Source organism: Shewanella sp. SM55 (assembly GCF_025654025.1).
Taxonomy (GTDB): Bacteria; Pseudomonadota; Gammaproteobacteria; order Enterobacterales; family Shewanellaceae; genus Shewanella; species Shewanella oncorhynchi.
Window position 1 is genome coordinate 1 of sequence record NZ_JAKKRS010000019.1, and the last position, 21,599, is coordinate 21,599.

General features: G+C 48.2%; 16 protein-coding genes, 1 rRNA gene and 1 pseudogene. 1 reads left to right on the forward strand and 17 read right to left on the reverse strand.

Annotation, left to right across the window (positions count from 1 at the left end):
* The 3 genes and pseudogenes from L5L91_RS19765 to L5L91_RS19775 all read right to left on the reverse strand — a co-directional run.
* A 16S ribosomal RNA gene (locus tag L5L91_RS19765) occupies positions 1-199 on the reverse strand; the annotation flags it as partial.
* A 752-nt stretch (positions 200-951) separates the two neighbouring features.
* Positions 952-3,610, reverse strand: a pseudogene (gene secA, locus L5L91_RS19770) (preprotein translocase subunit SecA).
* A 60-nt stretch (positions 3,611-3,670) separates the two neighbouring features.
* The gene (locus L5L91_RS19775; protein WP_105251201.1) at positions 3,671-4,570 is read right to left on the reverse strand and encodes a M23 family metallopeptidase; all 900 of its coding nucleotides are present in this window, start codon (positions 4,568-4,570) and stop codon (positions 3,671-3,673) included.
* A 27-nt stretch (positions 4,571-4,597) separates the two neighbouring features.
* Between L5L91_RS19775 and L5L91_RS19780 the strand changes: the two genes are divergently transcribed.
* On the forward strand, positions 4,598-5,044 hold the full coding sequence (locus L5L91_RS19780) for a DUF721 domain-containing protein (protein ID WP_106648311.1): 447 nt from the start codon (positions 4,598-4,600) through the stop codon (positions 5,042-5,044).
* 12 nt (positions 5,045-5,056) lie between these two features.
* Here the strand turns inward: L5L91_RS19780 and lpxC are convergent, their stop codons facing one another.
* The 14 genes from lpxC to rsmH form a co-directional block, all read right to left on the reverse strand.
* Entirely contained in the window at positions 5,057-5,977 is a 921-nt protein-coding gene (lpxC, locus tag L5L91_RS19785; RefSeq protein WP_011845621.1) for a UDP-3-O-acyl-N-acetylglucosamine deacetylase, read from the reverse strand.
* A 182-nt stretch (positions 5,978-6,159) separates the two neighbouring features.
* On the reverse strand, positions 6,160-7,347 hold the full coding sequence (ftsZ, locus tag L5L91_RS19790) for a cell division protein FtsZ (RefSeq protein WP_106648312.1): 1,188 nt from the start codon (positions 7,345-7,347) through the stop codon (positions 6,160-6,162).
* A gap of 33 nt (positions 7,348-7,380) precedes the next feature.
* Positions 7,381-8,616 (reverse strand): cell division protein FtsA, encoded by a 1,236-nt coding sequence (gene ftsA, locus L5L91_RS19795; RefSeq protein ID WP_006079897.1) that lies wholly within the window; start codon positions 8,614-8,616, stop codon positions 7,381-7,383.
* A complete protein-coding gene (locus L5L91_RS19800; protein WP_168826587.1) occupies positions 8,597-9,346 on the reverse strand; it encodes a cell division protein FtsQ/DivIB in 750 nt (249 codons plus the stop codon). The genes ftsA and L5L91_RS19800 overlap by 20 nt, the downstream gene beginning before the upstream one ends.
* Before the next feature lie 151 nt (positions 9,347-9,497).
* Positions 9,498-10,964, reverse strand: coding sequence for a UDP-N-acetylmuramate--L-alanine ligase (gene murC, locus L5L91_RS19805; RefSeq protein WP_105251197.1), 1,467 nt, complete (start codon positions 10,962-10,964; stop codon positions 9,498-9,500).
* 2 nt (positions 10,965-10,966) lie between these two features.
* On the reverse strand, positions 10,967-12,055 hold the full coding sequence (gene murG / locus L5L91_RS19810; protein WP_263164981.1) for an undecaprenyldiphospho-muramoylpentapeptide beta-N-acetylglucosaminyltransferase: 1,089 nt from the start codon (positions 12,053-12,055) through the stop codon (positions 10,967-10,969).
* Complete coding sequence (gene ftsW, locus L5L91_RS19815; RefSeq protein ID WP_113941076.1) at positions 12,055-13,266, reverse strand: cell division protein FtsW; 1,212 nt, start codon at positions 13,264-13,266, stop codon at positions 12,055-12,057. Before ftsW ends, murG begins: the two co-directional genes overlap by 1 nt.
* A complete protein-coding gene (gene murD, locus L5L91_RS19820) occupies positions 13,256-14,575 on the reverse strand; it encodes a UDP-N-acetylmuramoyl-L-alanine--D-glutamate ligase (RefSeq protein WP_212601188.1) in 1,320 nt (439 codons plus the stop codon). The genes ftsW and murD overlap by 11 nt, the downstream gene beginning before the upstream one ends.
* Positions 14,576-14,581: 6 nt before the next feature.
* Positions 14,582-15,664, reverse strand: coding sequence for a phospho-N-acetylmuramoyl-pentapeptide-transferase (mraY, locus tag L5L91_RS19825; RefSeq protein WP_263237479.1), 1,083 nt, complete (start codon positions 15,662-15,664; stop codon positions 14,582-14,584).
* Complete coding sequence (locus L5L91_RS19830; protein ID WP_263197896.1) at positions 15,665-17,047, reverse strand: UDP-N-acetylmuramoyl-tripeptide--D-alanyl-D-alanine ligase; 1,383 nt, start codon at positions 17,045-17,047, stop codon at positions 15,665-15,667.
* Complete coding sequence (gene murE, locus L5L91_RS19835; protein ID WP_263237480.1) at positions 17,044-18,546, reverse strand: UDP-N-acetylmuramoyl-L-alanyl-D-glutamate--2,6-diaminopimelate ligase; 1,503 nt, start codon at positions 18,544-18,546, stop codon at positions 17,044-17,046. Before murE ends, L5L91_RS19830 begins: the two co-directional genes overlap by 4 nt.
* A complete protein-coding gene (locus tag L5L91_RS19840; protein ID WP_105251191.1) occupies positions 18,543-20,297 on the reverse strand; it encodes a penicillin-binding transpeptidase domain-containing protein in 1,755 nt (584 codons plus the stop codon). Before L5L91_RS19840 ends, murE begins: the two co-directional genes overlap by 4 nt.
* A gap of 13 nt (positions 20,298-20,310) precedes the next feature.
* The gene (gene ftsL / locus L5L91_RS19845) at positions 20,311-20,625 is read right to left on the reverse strand and encodes a cell division protein FtsL (protein ID WP_105251190.1); all 315 of its coding nucleotides are present in this window, start codon (positions 20,623-20,625) and stop codon (positions 20,311-20,313) included.
* 10 nt (positions 20,626-20,635) lie between these two features.
* Positions 20,636-21,577 (reverse strand): 16S rRNA (cytosine(1402)-N(4))-methyltransferase RsmH, encoded by a 942-nt coding sequence (rsmH, locus tag L5L91_RS19850; protein WP_105251189.1) that lies wholly within the window; start codon positions 21,575-21,577, stop codon positions 20,636-20,638.
* Positions 21,578-21,599 lie beyond the last annotated feature (22 nt).

Below are 21,599 nucleotides of genomic sequence, written 5' to 3' on the forward strand. Positions count from 1 at the left end.
CCTTTCCCCCGTAGGGCGTATGCGGTATTAGCAGTCGTTTCCAACTGTTATCCCCCTCGACTGGGCAGATCCCTAGGCATTACTCACCCGTCCGCCGCTCGCCACCTCAGGAGTAAACTCCCTTGTGCTGCCGCTCGACTTGCATGTGTTAGGCCTGCCGCCAGCGTTCAATCTGAGCCATGATCAAACTCTTCAATTAAAGTTTTGTTGCTTCCGTCTTACGACTTCAGCGGCTCAATGAATTCTGATTTTTTGTTCCCACTTAAAAGCAGAAACAAACTGTACATATTGCTATGAACACTCATTGTTACATTGATTTAAATTTTTGACTGCCAACCCAAAGGTTAAGCAGTTTCGATTAACTCAACACCTGTGAGTGTCCACACAGATTTGCTTGATAAATTGTTAAAGAGCGTTGACCACACACTGAGTTTTCAGCGGGTCAGGGCTGCGTATTCTACGCATTCCCGTTAGTGCGTCAAGTAGTTTTTTCAACTTTCTCAACACTCATCGTTTAGCTCGCTAACCGATGAACTGCTTGGCTTTCTTTGCTTAACTTGCGTTACGCTGTCTGCCGTGTCAGTGGATGCGCATTATAGGGAGATTGAGAAAGTCCGCAAGGGCTTTTTTGAGAAAAATGGATCTTTTTTTAACACTTTCAGTTAGTCACACAATACCCCCACTTTATCCTCAGACTTATCCACAAAATGGGTTTTAACGGTTAAATTTGCTACAGCGGCGGGTTAACTTTAGTGGCTATAGATAAGAGTGAAATGATGTTCAATGGGGAATAACGACGATTAGCTATATAAAGAAGAGTAAGAATGTAATCCGGATGACACGAGAGTAAGCGCTAGGCTTATTAAAGAGGAAATAAAAAGGCAACTTAAATAAGTTGCCTTTAGTGTACGTTTTATTCTACTTATTCAGTAGGCTTAATCTGTCAGCAGATTAACTTAACTTGCCGTGACATTGTTTGTACTTACGACCAGAGCCACAAGGACAAGGATCGTTGCGACCCACTTTGTCACCATCACGGATCATAGGTGCTTGCGCAGTGACAGCTTCATGCTCATCATCACCGCCAACAAGCGACTCTGCCGCTGCGTGTTGATAGTCGCGCTGGATCTTGGCATCTTCTTCACGACGACGCGCTTCCATTTCTTCCACATCTGACTGAGCTTGCACTTGTACTTTCGACAGCACACTGATGACGTCGTGTTTCAAGGTGTTCAGCAGTTGTTGGAATAACTCAAACGACTCACGCTTATATTCTTGCTTTGGATTCTTCTGCGCGTAACCACGTAAGTGGATACCTTGACGCAGATGGTCCATCGCCGCTAAGTGTTCTTTCCACAGACCATCGAGCGTTTGCAGCATAACGGCTTTCTCGAACTGGCGTAGCACTTGTGCGCCAACCATTTCTTCTTTTGCCTTATACGCATCGCCCCAAGCAGTGATAATACGCTCACGTAGACTCTCTTCATGCAGATCGTCTTCTTTATCTAACCATTCTTGGATAGGTAATTTGAGCATAAATTCTTGGTGTAGACGTTGCTCTAAACCCGGGATATCCCACAACTCTTCTACCGATTGCGGCGGAATATATTGATCGATTACCGCGCCAATTACATCGTCTTGGATGTTTTGGATAGTATCTTCAATACTTTCGGCATCCATCAACTCATTGCGCTGGGCGTAAACCACTTGGCGTTGATCGTTAGCGACGTCATCAAATTCGAGTAATTGCTTACGGATATCGAAGTTACGGGCTTCAACTTTACGTTGAGCGTTTTCAATTGCGCGAGACACCCATGGATGCTCGATCGCTTCGCCTTCTTCCATACCCAGCTTTTTCATCATGCCAGAGACACGATCCGAGGCGAAGATACGCATTAAGCTATCTTCCATCGACAGGTAGAAGCGTGATGAACCCGCGTCACCTTGACGACCCGCACGACCACGTAACTGGTTATCGATACGGCGTGATTCGTGACGTTCTGTGCCTAGGATATGTAAACCACCCGCAGCAACGACTTCATCATGACGAATTTGCCAATCGGCTTTGATCTTAGCTTTTTGCTCTGCTGTTGGATTATCGAGTTCATCGATTTCCATGTTCCAGTTGCCGCCAAGCACGATATCGGTACCACGACCTGCCATGTTCGTCGCAATAGTCACAGAGCCAGTACGGCCAGCTTGCGCGACGATTTCAGCTTCTCGTTCGTGGAATTTAGCATTTAAAACTTCGTGCGGGATCTTTTCCTGCACCATTAAGCGCGCTAACAGTTCAGACTGTTCGATTGATACTGTACCCACCAATACTGGCTGACCACGTTCACGGCAATCTTTAATGTCTTTAATGATCGCTTGATATTTTTCATCGGCGGTCAAATAAACTAAATCCGTCATATCCCGCTTCAGTATCGGCTGTACCTGTCATACCTGCCAGCTTCTCGTATTGACGGAAGTAGTTCTGGAAAGTGATCGAAGCCAATGTTTGGTTTTCGTTTTGAATGTGTACGCCTTCTTTGGCTTCGACAGCTTGATGTAAGCCTTCTGACCAACGACGACCCGGCATAGTACGACCCGTGTGTTCATCGACTATGATGACTTCGTTGTCTTGTACTATGTAATCCACATCACGCTCAAACAGCGTGTGCGCACGAAGCGCCGCGTTGACGTGGTGTAATAGGGAAATATTTGCAGCAGAATAGAGTGAGTCGCCTTCGGCTAACATGCCGCGCTCGATCAGCAGGTTTTCTACTTTTTCTTGGCCACGCTCGGTGAAATGCACTTGTTTGGCTTTTTCATCAATGCTGTAGTCGCCCTCACCCACAAACTCTTCCGTATCTTCTTTATCTTGACGGGTAAGATTAGGGATCAAGGTGTTGATCTTGATGTATAGCTCAGAGCTATCTTCGGCGGCGCCAGAGATGATCAGCGGCGTACGCGCCTCGTCGATTAAGATTGAATCCACTTCATCGATTAGGGCGTAGTGCAACGGACGTTGGACCCGTTCTTGCGGTGAAAACGCCATGTTATCGCGCAGATAATCGAAACCAAACTCGTTGTTGGTCCCGTAAGTGATATCGGCGTTATAGGCCGATTTCTTCTCATGTTGGCCAATACCAGCGACGTTGATTCCTACGGTTAAACCAAGGAACTCAAACAGTGGGCGGTTATTCTCGGCATCACGACGTGCCAAGTAATCGTTCACTGTAATCACGTGAACGCCTTTGCCTGTCAATGCGTTTAAGTAAGCGGGTAAGGTTGCCGTTAAGGTTTTACCTTCACCCGTACGCATTTCAGCAATACGGTTGCTGTCGAGTACCATACCGCCGAGTAACTGTACGTCGAAATGACGCATATCAAATACACGCTTAGACGCTTCACGCACTGTCGCAAAGGCTTCAGCCATGATGCTATCTAATGAAGCTCCAGCAGCTAAACGCTCACGGAACTCTGCGGTTTTCGCCTTTAATGCTTCATCGGTTAATTTTTCATAATCAGCTTCTAATGCGTTAATGCTAATAACGATCTTTTGAAGCCCTTTAAGGGTGCGGTCGTTGCGACTACCAAATACTTTTGTCAGTAATTTACCAAACATCTGAATCACTTATTCTCTGTAGGCCAAGTCCATGATGGAAACTAGAAGCCAATGTTTCAATTAACTTGCTTTGCGGTAGACAAATTTTTGTGGATCTATCTGCTGTCCGCCGCGCAACACTTCATAATGCACATGAGCCCCAGTTGAGCGCCCAGTGCTTCCCATACTGGCGATAGCATCGCCTTTTGCGACCACATCACCTACAGTCACTGACAAAGCTTTATTATGGCCATAACGCGTATGCAAACCGTTACCATGGTCGATTTCAACCAATTCGCCATAACCGAACATATTTCCAGCAAAAGTCACCACGCCTGCAGCAGTCGCAACAACTTTAGCTCCTTCTCGACCGGTAAAATCAATCCCCTTATGCACAGACCTGCGACCGTTGAAAGGGTCATTACGTAATCCGTAGGGCGACGATAACCAACCTTTATCGAGCGGGATACCTGATATATAACGTTCATCATCTATATGGTGGTTAGATGACACTGTTTCAAGTAGTGAAAGCTGAACATTATTATTGTCAATTCGTGATGCCAACTTATCCATATCGTCGATAAGCTGTCCGAGCTCGATGTTAGTGCCTAGTTCGCTCAAACCACCCACACCAACCTCGGATGAAAAATCAAAATCTTCATCCAACTTATTCTGCTGGGCGACCTGTTGACCTAAAGCTTCGAGACGGGTGATCTTGGCTTGCATACGTGCAACATGAGTCACAAGCATAGCCAGTTGAGACTCAGTAGCACTTTTAAGCTCTAAGACTTGTTTCTTTTGTTGTTCGCGCACGAGACGATCGTTATCGACACTGGCCTGCTGATCTTGAAATCGAGCGGAGTTGTGTTGATAAATACCGGACCCAGTGGCCAACAATAGTATTGGAAGTAGCAACCAGCGTTTACTGGGCTGCCAGCGTGTGACGCCATTCCGACCTTGAATAAATACTGTTACACTCATAGCCTAATTCAGCCATCTTATTATCATATGAAAAAGCCCCCTCAAGATCTCAGCCAATTACTGCATCAATCGGGAAAATTACCCGACCTTGCTGAGAAAGCGGAACTACTTATGTATCTGGATCAGCATGTGAAGCAGATTATTGCAGGTCCTGTTGCGGAGCAACTAAAAGTCGCTAATTTCCGCCAGGGTGTTCTTGTGGTTGAAACCACTTCGGCAGCTTGGGCTGCGCGAATTAATTTCCAAAAGCCGAAGCTATTAACCCAGCTTCAAGCAGAAACGCTCCCAATCCTTACCGCAATTGAAGTTAAAGTCAACCCGAGATTAGCAATGTATGACGCAAAGCCTAAACAGGGACATAAAGAATTAAGCCCAGCAGCAGCAGAGCACATTGCAGCATTAGCGGAAAATATTGGCGGTTCACTGGGTGAAAAACTAAAACGGCTGGCCTCATTGGCCAGCCGTAATAAATAATCTTATCGCTTTTTAAGCAAATACAGCGCCACCTGGTACGGTAAAGCTGACTGGGACATCGGCTTCTTTTTCGAAGCTGACCAACTCCCACGCATCTTGTTGCGCGAGTAAAGCACGCACCAATTGGTTGTTCAACGCATGACCGGTTTTATACGCAGTGAACTCACCTAAAATAGCGTGCCCAGCCACATATAAATCACCAAACGCATCTAGAATTTTGTGCTTAACAAATTCGTCCTCATAACGCAGGCCGTCGGGATTAAGGACGCGATATTCATCAAGTACAACAGCGTTTTCCATGCTGCCGCCCAACGCTAGGTTGTTGGCTCGCAAATATTCGATATCACGCATAAACCCAAAAGTACGTGCGCGGCTGATATCTTTCACGAAAGCAGAAGTTGAAAAGTCCATCACCACATGCTGTTGGCTACGAGCGATTTCTGGATGCGCAAAATCAATTTTAAAATTGACTCTAAAACCTTTAAACGGTTTTAACTCGGCCCATTTATCGCCATCTTCAACGCGCACAGGGCGCTTAATCTTTAAGTACTTCTTAGGCGCGGCCTGCTCTTTAATACCCGCAGACTGCAACAAGAAGACGAATGGGCTTGCACTGCCATCCATAATAGGAATTTCAGGCGCGTCCACTTCGATTACAGCGTTATCTATGCCTAAACCCGCAAGTGCTGCAAATAAATGCTCAATGGTCGAGATACGAATACCTTCGTCATTGACAAGTGCCGTACACATAGTGGTTTCACGAACTTGCTCCGCCTTCGCTGGGATGGCGACGGCAGGACTCAAATCGGTGCGCACGAGTACGATCCCTGAATTAACGGGCGCGGGCATAATGCTCAAAGTGACCTTGTTGCCAGAATGCAATCCGACACCAGTTGTTTTCACCATTTTCTGAACAGTTCGTTGAAATATCATTCAGTTACCCGTTTATATGCCAATTATAAAGCCTAATATTTGTACACTCAGCGTCGGCAAATCGAGCCGCACTGGTCCAACATAATAACATAACTTTATTATGTCACACAAATGCAGCTATGTTGTGGTATTGCCCAAAACGAACAACACCTCACATATTACGCTGGACTCAAACGCTCTCGCTAGTCGGCTTGCTTACGCAAAAATGCTGGAATATCAAGATAATCCAATTCATGCTTTGTCGATGGTGCAGGCGTAGGAGCTGGCTGCGGAGCCGCTGGCAACACGTTGCCTTTTGGCGCTGCATAGTTCACATGTGCAGCTTCTTCGACATAGGCTTCGACTTTTGGTTCAACCACTACAGGCTCTGGACGAGGTGCAGGTTTAGAAACCAATTGGATATCTGGACGCTTTTCAGCACCAATACCAGTCGCAACAACCGTTACACGCAACTCATCACTCATTTCAGGGTCGATGACAGCACCAACAACCACAGTCGCGTTGTCAGAGGCATAAGCCTTAACATGATTACCGACAGTTTCGAATTCTTCGATACTCATATCCATACCCGCAGTGATGTTCACTAACACACCACGCGCACCGGCTAAGTCGATGTCTTCTAATAATGGGCTGGCAACAGCAGCTTCGGCCGCTTCTTCAGCGCGGTCTTCACCGCGAGCGACGCCAGTACCCATCATGGCATTACCCATTTCAGACATCACAGTCTTCACGTCGGCAAAGTCGACGTTAATCAGACCAGGACGAGTGATAAGCTCGGCAATACCTTGTACCGCACCAAGTAACACGTTATTCGCTGCGGCGAACGCATCGAGTAAAGAAGTACCACGGCCCAATACTTTTAATAATTTTTCGTTCGGGATCGTGATTAACGAATCCACGTGCTTAGCCAGCTCAGCAATACCTTGCTCAGCGTAAGCCATACGTTTTTTCCCTTCGAATGGGAAAGGCTTAGTCACAACCGCAACGGTCAGAATACCTTCTTCACGTGCGATTTGAGCCACAACAGGTGCAGCACCTGTACCTGTACCACCGCCCATACCGGCAGCGATAAAGATCATGTCAGAACCTTTGATTGCCGCGCGAATGTTTTCGCGGTCTTCTTCAGCTGCAGCACGACCCACATCTGGGTTTGCCCCTGCTCCAAGACCTTTAGTGACATCGCGTCCTAATTGAATTGTTGAGCCAGCGCCTGATTTTCTCAGGGCCTGAGCGTCTGTATTGGTAACGATAAACTCAACACCTTCAATGTTGTGTTTGACCATATGTTCGACAGCGTTACCGCCGCCGCCGCCAACGCCGATGACTTTAATCACCGCGTCGTCTGAGTGAGTATCCATGATCTCAAACATTGTCTGATCTCCGTGTTGCCTGCGTTATGAAAATTAAAATTCGCCCTTAAACCAGCTTTGGACCCGATTCCAAGCGCTAGTTACCCCTTGGCGCTCAGGACGTTCGAACTGACGTTCGATCACCCGTCGTGCGCCGTAATGAAGCAGTCCGACTCCAGTGGAGTAAATAGACTGGTCCACGTATTCATATAAACCTTTGATCGGTAGCGGTGACGCTACGCGAACTGGCATGCCAAAAGTCGCTTCCGCAATATCGACCACACCTTGAATCGACGCTGTGCCACCTGTGAGCACAATACCTGCGGCGATTTGATCTTCTAACCCACTGTCTTTCAACTCTTTAAGCACAAGCTCAAACAGCTCTTGGTATCTTGGTTCAACCACTTCGGCGAGCGTGTGACGTGACATGCTCCGCGATGGACGACCACCTACCGATGGCACTTCAATACTGTCTTCGCGGCTCACCATAGAACTGCGAGCACAGGCGAACTGCACTTTAATTTGTTCAGCATGTGACGATGGCGTGCGGAAAATCTTCGCAATGTCGTTCGTCACTTGGTTACCAGCAACCGGTACAACCGCACAATGACGCAAGGCGCCATTGGTATATACCGCGATATCCGTAGTGCCACCGCCGATATCGACGATACACACACCTAAATCTTTCTCATCGAAGGTCAACACAGCATCGGCTGAAGCAATCCCAGAGAACACTAAGTCGTCGACCTTAAGGCCACAACGCTCAACGCTCTTAGTAATATTCTTCGCCATATCATTGGCGCAGGTCACTATGTGTACCTTGGCCTCCATACGCATACCGGACATACCGATTGGGCTGCGAATACCGTCTTGAACGTCGATTGCATATTCCTGCGGCAGCACGTGTAAAATGCGACGTTCGGTCGGGATCTTCACCGAGCGAGCCGTATGGATCACGTTATCAACATCTTCCTGTGTCACTTCTTCATCATTGATCGATACCATGCCGTTTTCATTTTGGCAGGCGATGTGTTTACCCGAAATACTCAAGTAAACCGATGAAACTTGGCAATCCGCCATTAATTCCGCTTGATCGAGCGCACGTTGCACACTGCGAACTATCGAATCTAAATCGTTCACGCCACCTTTATCCATGCCCCTTGAGGGATGGTTACCAAGGCCGACTATGCTAATTTCGCCATCGGGCAGAACTTCGCCTATGATCACTGCGACCTTAGAGGTTCCTATGTCCAATCCGACGATAAGGTTTCTATCTTGGTTTTTGATCATTAATTATCGGCTCTCTTGTTTGTGCATCGCCCCAGCCTACGGCCAACCCTGTGTCGTAGCGCAAATCTACTCTGGCAACGGATTTCTCTTGTTTCGCCAAAACCGGATAAACAGTAATAAATCGTTGTATCCGTGCAATTTTATCTTCTCGACCCAAATCTAAAACGATACCGTTTCCAAGGGTCGCGTGCCACGCATGTCGTGGCGTTAAATTCAAACTGGCTAAGGTAAAGCCATTAATCTTTAGTAGGGAGTTGATCTGTGCATAGACAGTCAACACCTCAAGGCCCATATCATTTGGTCCAGATAACTGCGGTAAATGTTCAAGCTCTGGGTGCGATGGCGCTTCGAATACTTCTCCATGCACGTTCAACCACAAGTCACCATTCCAATGGGCTGCGGGTTGTTGCTCTTGCAAATACACCCTGAGTTTCGCTGGCCACTCGCGCCTTACCGATGCGCGATACACCCAAGGTAAAGCTTCTAACGCCTGCTGCACTAAGGTAATGTCAGCACTAAAAAAACTGCGCTGCATTAAATGCTGTAGTGCTACTTGTATATCTTTATCTGTGGTGTAAACCCGCTCACCTTTAATGGCAACGGCCTCAATCGGCAAGTTGCTGGCATCATTCAAAAATTTATGTAACTGATAGCCACCAAATACAAAACTGGCTACGATGAAGAATAAAAAGCCAGCCCCGCTCCATTGATACCAATTAAACCGTGACATTCTTGCCCGCCAGTGCCGCCTCTTATCACTCCAAGACACGCTTCATCCCACCTTTAACGACACCCATTAAAAACCACAGAAAACCGGCCATTATATAGACCAAAATCCTTTGGTCAAAATTTCCTTTTTCTCGCAGATCAAGCGCTAAAGATCAGCTTGCTTGCGCAGGTAATTCCACCACAGCAAACCCTAATCCAGACGACGCTAACTGTCGTGACAGGGCGCCAATATTACCCGCACCTTGGGTGAGTAATAAATCCCCGTCCTGCAATACATCGGGCAACACTTCTGCAAGCAGATCTGGGCTTGCGATAAAGATCGGATCTAGCTGACCACGCAAGCGAATTGAGCGGCATAATGCTCGACCATCCGCACCTGTGATCGGCGCTTCACCCGCACTATAAATATCGAGTAACAATAAGCAATCCACTTGCGATAACACTTCCACAAAATCCTCATACAAATCACGGGTACGAGTGTATCTGTGCGGCTGATACGCCATGACCAAACGTCTATCAGGCCATCCTGCGCGCGCAGCTTTAATGGTCGCCGCAACTTCGCTGGGATGATGACCATAATCATCCACTAACATGACTTCGCCCTTCGGCGTGGCAAATTTGCCTAAATGCTGGAAACGACGCCCTATACCTTGGAACTCCACTAGAGCCTGAGTAATAGCGTTATCGTCGATTTCATCTTCAGTCGCCACCGCAATGGCCGCTAACGCATTGAGCACATTATGTTGACCCGGTAAATTCAACACCAGATCGAGATCTTCTTTAGCTTTACGTCTGACAGTAAAACGGCACTGATGACCTTGCTGGCTAAAATTAAGTGCTTGCACGTCCGCATCGTCACTGAAACCATAGGTCACGTGTTTACGGCCAATACGCGGCAGAATCTCACGCACGACGGCATCATCAATGCACACCACAGCGACACCGTAGAACGGCAAGTTGTGCAGAAAATCCACAAAAGTCGATTTCAGTTTTTCAAAATCACCGCCATAAGTATCCATATGATCAGCTTCGATGTTAGTCACCACACTGACCATAGGCTGCAAATGCAAAAAGCTCGCATCACTCTCATCGGCTTCGGCAATCAAATAACGGCTGGTACCTAATCTGGCATTGGTACCGGCACTGTTAAGCAAGCCACCAATCACAAAGGTTGGGTCCCGCCCAGCTTGACCATAAACGCTGGCGATAAGACTCGTTGTCGTGGTTTTACCATGAGTGCCCGCAATCGCCACACCATGTCGATAACGCATCAACTCGGCTAACATCTCAGCACGACGCACAATAGGAATACGTAATTCTTTAGCGGCAAGGATTTCTGGATTTTCCAGATTAATCGCGGTTGATATAACGACCACATCCACTTGCTGCACGTTTTCAGCGGCATGACCAATTTGGATCTTGGCTCCGAGTAAACACAATCTGTCGGTCACGGCATTTTGCGCAATATCCGAACCACTCACCTGATAGCCTTCGTTCACTAACACTTCGGCGATCCCGCCCATGCCCGCGCCGCCAATGCCGACGAAGTGAATACGCTTAATACGGCGCATTTCTGGGATCATGCTTCTCAGTTGTGCGTATCTTTCTGTCTTAGTCATGCTTATCCTTTCTCAGCAAGGCTGATGCACACTGCGGCAACTTGTTCAGTCGCATCCAGTACCGCAACGTCTCTCGCTCTTTGGCCCATACGGGCTAATTCTGTTCTGTCATTGGCGAGCAACTGTAATTTGTTCGCCAGTTTATTCACATCCAAGATGGCCTGTGGCAATAGGAAAGCTGCGCCAGCCTCAACCAATACTTGAGCGTTACGGGTTTGATGATCATCCACTGCATGGGGATAAGGTACCAGAATACTCGGTAGCCCCACCGCCGCTAACTCAGACACAGTCAAGGCGCCAGCTCGGCACAATACCACATCAGCCCAGCGATAGGCGGCTTCCATATCGTCGATAAACTCAGCGATATTCACGCCACCATCTTGTCCTTGTTGCTGATATGCCGCCTTCACGCCCGTAAGATTATCTTTACCCACTTGATGCCAAATCGTCACTGACTGCTGCTGACTCAGTATCGCGACAGCTTCTGGCATAAGATCGTTAAATACTTTGGCGCCAAGGCTGCCACCGACCACGAGCACTTTTAAAGCTTTATCAGCCTCATGCTTAGGTTCTGCGCCTAAGGCAATCAGTTCTTGGCGAATCGGATTACCAACGACCTTGGCCTTCACTGTGGTAAAGGTATTTTTAAAGGCGCATAACACTTGCGTCGCAATCCGCGACAATAACTTGTTTGTCATCCCTGGGATGGCATTTTGCTCATGCAGCACCAGTGGAATACCGGCTAATCTTGCCGCCACACCACCTGGGCCACTGGCGAATCCGCCCATGCCAAGGACCACATCGGGTTTAAACTCAACAATCACGGCCTTAGCCTGCAATATTGAACGCACCACTTTAAAGGGCGCCGCAAGCTTTCGGATCAAACCATTACCGCGCACACCTTTGATATCGATGAAATCAATATCAAATCCATACTGGGGCACTAAACGCGCCTCCATACGATCGGCCGTGCCTAACCAACGCACTTGCCAACCCTGTTGAGCTAAATACTTAGCCACCGCCAGTGCCGGGAACACATGTCCTCCCGTACCACCCGCCATGACTAAAATACGTTTTCCTGTTGGAGTCATCACTTCAATCTCCCTTGCACGGCCTGAACTAATGTCATGCGCCGCTCGTAATCAATGCGCAACAACATCATAGCTGCCGCAGTCATGACCCATAAACTACTACCACCGTAACTGATAAAAGGTAATGTCAGCCCTTTGGTTGGCAACATGCCGATACTCGCGCCGACATTCACCACAGTCTGGAAACAAATCCAAATACCGATGGCATAACCTAAATAACCTTCAAATGGCTTATCCATGGCTAAACACAAATTACCTAAACGAATCGATCTCAGCGCCACAAATAGCAGTACAGATAACACAGCAATAATGCCGATAAAGCCCAATTCTTCCCCGATCACGGCAAAGATAAAGTCAGTGTGCGCTTCGGGTAAATATTCTAGTTTTTGAATACTATTTCCGAGCCCTTGGCCGAACCAATCACCTCGACCATAGGCCATCAAAGATTGAGTCAACTGGTAACCGCTACCGAAGGGATCTTGCCAAGGATCCATAAAGGAAGTCACTCGGCGGATACGATACGGTTCCAATAGTACTAGGGCCACGAACGCCAATACGCCCGCAAAAATCAAGGCAAAGAAATCGAGTAAACGCGCACCGGCTAAGAACAATAAACCAACCGTTCCCACAAATAGCACCACCACAGTACCTAAGTCGGGCTGCATCAAAATCAGCACAGCGTAAATCGCAAATACTGCAATCGGCTTATAGAAGCCTTTAGCATTCTCGCGCACTTCCTGATGACGCCTCACTAAGTAACCCGCCATATAGATGGCGAAGGCAAATTTAGCGACTTCCGCCACCTGGATGCGAATAGGGCCTATGGATAACCAACGCGTTGCACCGTTTACCGTAGTGCCAACCACCAATACAGCCAACAACATCAAACCCACAATCAACAACAACATGGGGCTCCAGCGCTGCCAAGTCTGCATCTCTACTCTTAGCACAAATGCCGCAATGAATAAGCAACCCACTAAATAACCCACATGGCGAGTCATAAAATAAAATGGGTTCCCCGTGAGCGTTTGCGCTTCAGGCATAGAGGCTGACATCACCATTACAAAGCCGAAGCTAATCAAAGACAACACAGCCGCGAGCAAAGCACGGTCGTACAATTGCACGCCCGGAACTTCGGTATCACGTTGCCAATTGGGTATTGCTAAACGCAAACGCCCAAATAGGCTAAGTTGTCTTGCATCACTCGCCATTAAGTTGTCCCACGAGGTTTCTAAAATCATCACCTCGAGCCATGAAGTTACTGTACATATCTAAACTGGCGCAGGCTGGCGATAATAAAACGATATCACCAGAGGTTGCCAATTCAGCGGCTTTCGCTACCGCAGCAGCCATAGTGTCGACTCTTATCGAGCCGTCTTTCAATGCAGCAATCTTTTTACCATCGCGGCCTAAGGTGATGAGGTGCGTCACTTTAGCTAAAGCCACAGCTAAAGGCTTAAAATCAGCCCCTTTACCGTCACCGCCAGCAATCAAAATAATATCGCCTAAGTGGTCACTCAAGCCATCGAGCGCGGCGACTGTGGCACCGACATTTGTCGCTTTAGAGTCATTGACATAGGTCACGCCATTCTTAATACCAACCACTTCACAGCGATGGGATAAGCCAGTAAAAGTACGCGCCACTTTTGCCATAACGTGCTTATCGACACCGACGACATCCACAAGCGCCATCGCCGCAAGTAGGTTGGCATGGTTATGACTGCCAATCAGCGAGACTTCAGTGATCGGCATTATTTCGCTGCTGCCGTGATAAATCTTGCTGTCGCTGATGCCCCATTCGTCCGCTTCTGGCGCAGCTAAACCAAAACTATTTTGGTTCATTGGTTCTGGCGGTACGGTCAGTTTATCGTCACGATTAAAGAGTACGGCACGGGTTTGTTTGTATAAACGTAATTTAGCCTCGCGGTAGGCATCAATGTCACTGTATCTGTCCATGTGGTCTTCGCTGATATTCAAACAGGTCGCCACCACACACTTAAGGCTGTGGGTGGTTTCCAATTGAAAGCTCGACAACTCAAGCACAAATAAGTCCGCATTTTCATGCAGTAAATCCAGCGCAGGCACACCGATATTACCTCCGACGGCAACGGCAATACCCGCTTCCCTTGCCATCTCCCCCACCAGCGTAGTGACAGTCGATTTACCGTTAGAGCCAGTAATGCCAATCACACAAGGTTTACGGTCAGCAATTTCACGGGCAAATAGCTCCACATCGCCAATCACCTCAATGCCCATATCCACAGCGGCACGCACCTCTGGGGTATAAGTAGCAATGCCGGGACTGATAATGATCTGCGTCGCTTGCACAAGATAACGGCAATCGAATCCGCCAGAAATCAGCTTCACATCAGGAAAAGACGTTGCTAACGTTTCAGCACCCGGAGGCTGCCGACGACTGTCCATCACCAATGGCGTAATGCCCTTTCCACACAAATAGCGCACCACGGACAAGCCCGTGGCCCCCAAACCTAACACTATGTGTGAATACTGATTTTGCATAACCAATTACCTTAACTTCAACGTGGCTAAGCCAAGTAAGACGAGGAATATCGAGATAATCCAAAAACGCACTATCACTCGAGGTTCAGGCCAACCTTTTAACTCATAGTGATGGTGGATCGGCGCCATGCGGAAAATACGCTGGCCGCGTAACTTGTACGAACCCACCTGCAGAATGACTGACAGGGTTTCCATCACGAACACGCCGCCCATAATCACTAACAAAATCTCTTGGCGAACGAGCACTGCAATTGTGCCCAGTGCAGCACCTAATGACAGAGAACCCACATCGCCCATGAAGACTTGCGCAGGGTAAGTGTTGAACCACAAAAAGCCCAGACCCGCACCGACAATGGCGGTACAGACAATCACAAGCTCACCAGAACCGGGTAAATGCGGAATATGTAAGTAGTTCGCAAACTGAGCGTGACCCGACAAATAAGCGATCAACGCAAACGCCGCCGCGACCATTACCGTCGGCATAATCGCCAAACCATCGAGACCATCGGTTAAGTTCACCGCATTACTCGAACCCACTATCGTGAAGTACGCCAATACGATAAATACGGCGCCGAGTTGCGGCATCACGTCTTTAAAGAAAGGCACCACTAATTGGGTTTCGCCTGGATTGGCCGCTGTGGCATACAGAAAAAAAGCAATAAGCAGCGCAGCCAAAGATTGCAGAATGTACTTCCAGCGCGCGATCAAACCTTTAGTGTCTTTACGCACCACTTTGCGGTAATCGTCGATAAAGCCGATCAAACCGAAACTGCCGAGCACAAACAGCATGACCCACACATAGCGGCTACCGAGATCGCCCCACAGCAACACGCTGATGAAAATAGCAGCCAATATCAGCAAGCCCCCCATAGTCGGCGTGCCACGCTTACTAAAATGTGATTCTGGACCATCGTTACGCACAATCTGACCAATTTGCAGTAATTGCAAACGTTCAATCAGTTTAGGGCCAAACCATAAGCTAAAAACCAATGCAGTCAATAAGCCTAAAATGGCTCGAAATGTCACATAGGAAAACACGTTAAACCCGGTATGAAAACGGGTTAAATACTCGGCCAGATATACCAGCATTTACACTAACTCCCCACGCCCGAAGGCTACTGTTAGGCCATCCACGACCCGCTCCATGGCGGCGCTACGTGAACCTTTAACGAGAACCGTTACCTGTCCCGGCAACTGGTTTATATGCTTTATAAGTTTTTCTACTAACGTCGCCACACTGTCATAGTGCTCCGCACCGAAAGCTTGGCTCGTGTGCTGACTTAAAGTTCCGGTACAAAACAAGGCATCAATCCCCTGTTGCTTGGCCAGTTGCCCTAGTTCAGCGTGTAAAAGGGGCGCATTGTCGCCTAATTCTCCTAAATCTCCCAGTACCAGACAGCGATTTTCAGAAATTTCCTTTAACCAAGCGATAGCAGCGCCAACGGAGACAGGATTTGCGTTATAGCTATCGTCGATTAGACGCACGCGCCCCAATTGACTCGGCTGCATACGTCCTTTCACTGGCGTTAATTGGCTCAAGCCTTCAGATATTTCAGTCAAACTCAATCCCAAAGCAATACAAACACTTGCAGCAGCGAGAGCATTACTCACCTGATGACGACCCGCCAACGGCAATACCACTTGGCAAGATTCACCTAAATAATTGAGCATAAAACGATAGCAACCATCCGCATTAGTCTTATGGCCTGTCGCTATCACGTCGATATGACGTTTAGCGGCGCCATCTTGCTGGGAGAAGCTCAGTTGCTTATAAGGTCTTGCCTTAACGCTCATAAAATCAGCGAAGGCATCATCGGCATTGATGATGGCAGTGCCATCAGCCTGCAGATGATTAAAAATTTCTGACTTCGCCTGTGCGACACCCGCTTGCGATCCAAATCCTTCTAAATGGGCGCTGCCGACGTTATTCACCAGCGCGACGTTTGGACGCACGAGTCCCGAGGTGTAATCGATTTCACCTTTATGGTTAGCGCCAAGCTCGAATATCCCAAACTCATCCGCTGGCGTTAAACGCAGCAAAGTGAGCGGCACACCAATCTCATTATTAAAATTGCCAGCGGTATAGAGGATTTGATGCTTTGCCGACAGAATGGTCGCGATCATTTCCTTCACGCTGGTTTTGCCGTTTGAGCCAGTCAAAGCAACACAAATCGGATTGATCTGGTCACGAACATAAGCACCAATCGCACCCATGGCTTTTTGACAATCAGCCACTATGAGCTGCGGAATATCAAAAGCTAACTCACGCTCAACCATTAACGCCGCGGCGCCGTTCGCAATAGCTGTAGCTGCAAAATCATGGCCGTCAAAGCGCTCACCCTTTAAGGCAACAAACAGGGTTGCAGCGCCGATTTTACGGCTATCACTGCTTAAATCTTGGATGGTGACGTCGTCACCGACTCGATGCACGCCTAAGTGTTGACTTAGAGTCTCGAGAGAAAGAGGGATCATCTTGATTGCTCCGATAACTGGCGTGCCAGGGCGCGTTCATCATAATCATGACGCACACCTGCCGCCTCTTGGTAAGTTTCGTGGCCCTTGCCCGCAAGCAAGATAACATCGCCAGGTTTAGCCAATGCCACAACCTCTTTAATCGCTGCGATACGGTCAACCTCAGTCAATGCCTGTTCAGGTGTTGCAAGCCCTTGGATAATATCGGTAATAATTTGCGCAGGGTCTTCACTGCGCGCATTGTCGCTGGTCACCATAATACGGTCGGCATACTGTTCTGCAGCTTGACCCATCAAAGGACGCTTACCCTTATCACGGTCGCCGCCACAACCAAACACGCACCATAAATCACCGGCACAATGGCGACGTAGCGCGTTTAACGCTTGTTCAATCGCATCGGGTGTATGGGCATAATCGACTACTAAGGTGATGTTATCCGCAGTAGTGAAACGCTCCATACGACCTGCAACGGGCGTTAAATATTGCACCTGCTCGGCTAACGCTTTCATATCAAAACCTTGCAGATACAAGGCCGATAACGCCGCGAGTAAATTAGAGAGATTAAAGGCACCAAGAAGTGGTGAGTGAATTTGAGTTTCGCCCTCGGGCCACACTAAGGTTGCACTGACACCTTGATCGTCAAACTTGGCATTTTTAGTATAAAAAGCCGCACCTTGATGACCTTCAATGCTAAAACCCCAAATCTGCGCAGGCACAGGCTTAAGCTCAATCAACCAAGAGGCGCCAACTGCATCGTCGAGATTTAATAAACCGTGACCTAAAGTGCTGAAACGAAATAGGCTTTGTTTAGCGGCGGCATAGCTTTCCATATCGCCGTGGTAATCGAGGTGATCGCGCGTCAGATTAGTGAACACGGCAACATCAAATGGTACTGCGTCGACGCGGCCTTGCACTAAGCCGTGGCTCGACACTTCCATGGCGCAGACGTTCGCGCCTTGGGCTTCAAACTCATGCAACTGACGCATTAAGGTAATCGCATCGGCAGTGGTATTACCGCTATCGACTAAAGCCCCCCAGAGACCATTACCAAGGGTGCCCATGACGGCGGCTTTGCCCCCCAATGAAGTTACCAGTTGTGCAATGAGTTGACTCGTAGAGGTTTTACCGTTAGTTCCAGTAATGCCGATAACCCCAAGGGATGGCATAACGGCAGACTTGTGCGCTAAGGGATAACGCTGGGCGGCAATTGCCGATACCTGACGACTTAACTGAAAGAAATAAATCTGCACACAGTGCTCGGCATTATCGCCCAGCAACACTTTGCCATGTTGGTCAGCCTCATCCGTGTGAACTAATACGGCTGCGGCACCTAAATCTAAGGCTTTTTCAATAAACTGTCTGCCATCGACCTTATGTCCTGGCAGCGCCAAAAACACATCGCCGCGACGTATTGCGCGGCTATCTAAGGTCAGATCATTGAAGGACTGCGCGCCAGCATAATGTAGCCAAGGCGCTAGCAAATCCCGTAATAACATCATTCTGCTCTCCCAGCGGCGATTCCCGCCAATTGCACTTGTTCTTTATCGGTAATGGGTTCAACGTTTAACATTTGCAGTGCGCCAGACATGACTTTGGCAAATGCAGGCCCCGCCACTGAACCACCATAATAGAGATCGCCCTTAGGCTCATTCACTACCACCACTATCGCTAATCTAGGATTATTCGCAGGAGCAACACCCGCAAATAAAGCAACATAATCATCACCATAACCACCAGCAACTGCCTTACGACTTGTGCCAGACTTACCTGCAACTGGATAACCGTCGATGTGCGCTAAGGTGCCAGTGCCGCCTTTTTCCGTTACACCGACCAGCATTTGCATTACATCGTGGGCCACATTTTCAGAAATAACTCGCTCACCGACAGGTGGCTTTTTCAGTTTCATTATCGAGACAGGAAACAAAGTACCGCCATTGCCTAAGGTGGCATACATGCGCGCAAGTTGAAGTGTTGTTGCCGTTAAGCCGTAACCAAACGACAAGGTGGCACGTTCAAAGTCTGACCAACGGTGGCGATCTTGAATCAAGCCAGCGCTTTCACCCGTGAGGTTAATTCCCGAAAAACTGCCAAGTCCCATGGATTGATAAGTACCGAGCAGTTGCTGCACCGGAATAGACAAAGCCAATTTACTGATGCCGACGTTACTGGATTTAGCCAAAATACGCGCCAAACTCATATCGCCGTAGTTGGCGGGGTCACGTACTTGGCGACCACCTAAACGCATCCAACCCGGTGAAGTGGCAATAATATCGGTCGATTTAACTGTGCCAGCTTCAAGCGCTGCGGCAACCACAAATGGCTTAATGGTCGAACCCGGCTCAAAGGTATCTGTCATAGCACGGTTACGCATTCTGAAGGTTTGCAGATTGTCGCGCGCATTGGGGTTATACGAAGGCGTATTCACCATTGCCAAGACTTCACCCGTGTGAATGTCGAGGACGACAATCGAACCCGAAGTCGCTTGGTTCATCTCAGTGGTGCGTTTTAGTTCGCGATAGGCTAATTGTTGGATCCTATGATCGATACTCAGCACGAGATCGTTAGGGCTCTCACCTTCCTGCACTATATCCAGACGCTCGACGACATGACCATCGCGTGACTTACGCACTTTTTGTTTGGAAGGCGTACCTGTTAACCAACTATTGTAAGCATTTTCAACACCTTCAATCCCAACATCATCTATGTTAGTGATGCCGATTAACTGAGCTGTGATTTCACCGCCAGGATAATAACGGCGGGATTCAGACTTTAGAAATACACCGGGTAATTTAAGTTGAGTAATATAGTCCGCAACCGCAGGGGTAATTTGGCGTTTCAAGTAGGTGAAGCGTTTGGTGGGGTTACTGCGCACTCGCTCTAACAAATCTTCGAGGGGCTCATGCAACACATCGGCTAAGGCTTGCCAGCGGCGCATATCGGCAAAACCATTACTATCATTGACTTGTTTTGGATCGGCCCAGACGGCTCGTACAGGTACGCTCACGGCCAGCATGTCGCCATTACGGTCGGTGATCAAGCCACGCTGCACTTCACGACTTGTGGTCCGCAATGTTCGCATGTCACTTTCGTGACGTAATTTGTCGGGCTCGATAATTTGAATGTAAGCTGCGCGTCCCACTAGGCTGCAAAACAACGCACACACAAACCCGACCACTACGTATAAACGCCAGTGGATCAATTGAGGTTTTTGCGGTTTGCTTACCCGTTTGATTTTCGCTTGCCTAGTCATATCTTCCCTATACTCACGGCACCTTTACCACAACTTCTTCGCTGGGTAACGGACGACTCATGTTGAGTTCCTTAGAGGCAATACGCGTAATACGACTGTGCTCAGTCTGCGATTGCTCTTCTAATAATAAATTGCGCCACTCAATATCTAATCTATCTCGCTCCTGCAGTAACTGGTCCCACTGGGTTGTCAGTTGACGGCTAACATGGCTGCCATAAACCACGGCAACCGCATTACTCAGCACAAGCAAGGCTAATAACAAGATCCATTTGTGCAGCCATAAATCATGTAAAACGATCCGTGGCAGATTAATCGAGGGCTTACTCACAGTGCGCCCCTTAGTAATCTAAACGCTCGGCAATGCGTAACACTGAGCTGCGAGCTCTGGCATTGCGTTCGATTTCTTCGTCGGATGGCATAATCGCCTTGCCCACGGCACGTAACTTACGCGACTTGTTAATTTGATCTTCAGTCACCGGAAAACCGTGCGGTACACTTTCGCCTTGGCTATGACGACGAATAAAACGCTTCACGATACGATCTTCTAAAGAATGGAAACTGATGACCGACAAGCGTCCTTGGGGAGCAAGCACATTGACGGCTCCTTCAAGTGCCTGATCAATTTGATCTAATTCACTATTGATATAAATGCGGATCGCTTGAAACACCCGAGTCGCAGGGTGCTTATTGCGTTCTTTATTTTTAGTGATACGCGCAATTAAATCGGCTAAATCTTTGGTACGTAAAAACGGCGTTTTCTCACGGTCGGCAGCAATACAACGGGCAATATGGCGAGCATTTTTCTCTTCACCGTAGGTTTTAAATACCCAAGCCATATCTTCAATTTCGGCACGAGCCAACCATTGCGCAGCCGTTTGGCCTTGACTGTTATCCATACGCATATCGAGTGGACCATCGCGCAAAAAACTAAAACCGCGCTCAGCATCGTCGAGCTGGGGTGAAGACACACCTAAATCGAGTAATACGCCATCAATTTTGCCCACAAGCCCAAGCTCTTCGACATAATCGGCTAATTGACCAAAGCCACCATGCACGATTTGAAAGCGTGGATCGTCAGCAAATTGTTTGGCCGCTTCAATCGCTTGAGGATCACGATCGATGGCGATCAATCGACCATGTTCACCGAGTTGTTGTAATACTTGTCTTGAATGACCACCGCGGCCAAACGTGCCATCGATATAGATGCCATCGTCTTTGATGTTTAAACCGCCAACCGTTTCTGCTAGCAGTACGGATAAATGGGCAAATTCTTGACTCATTACTCTCTTCTTATTTAGTTAT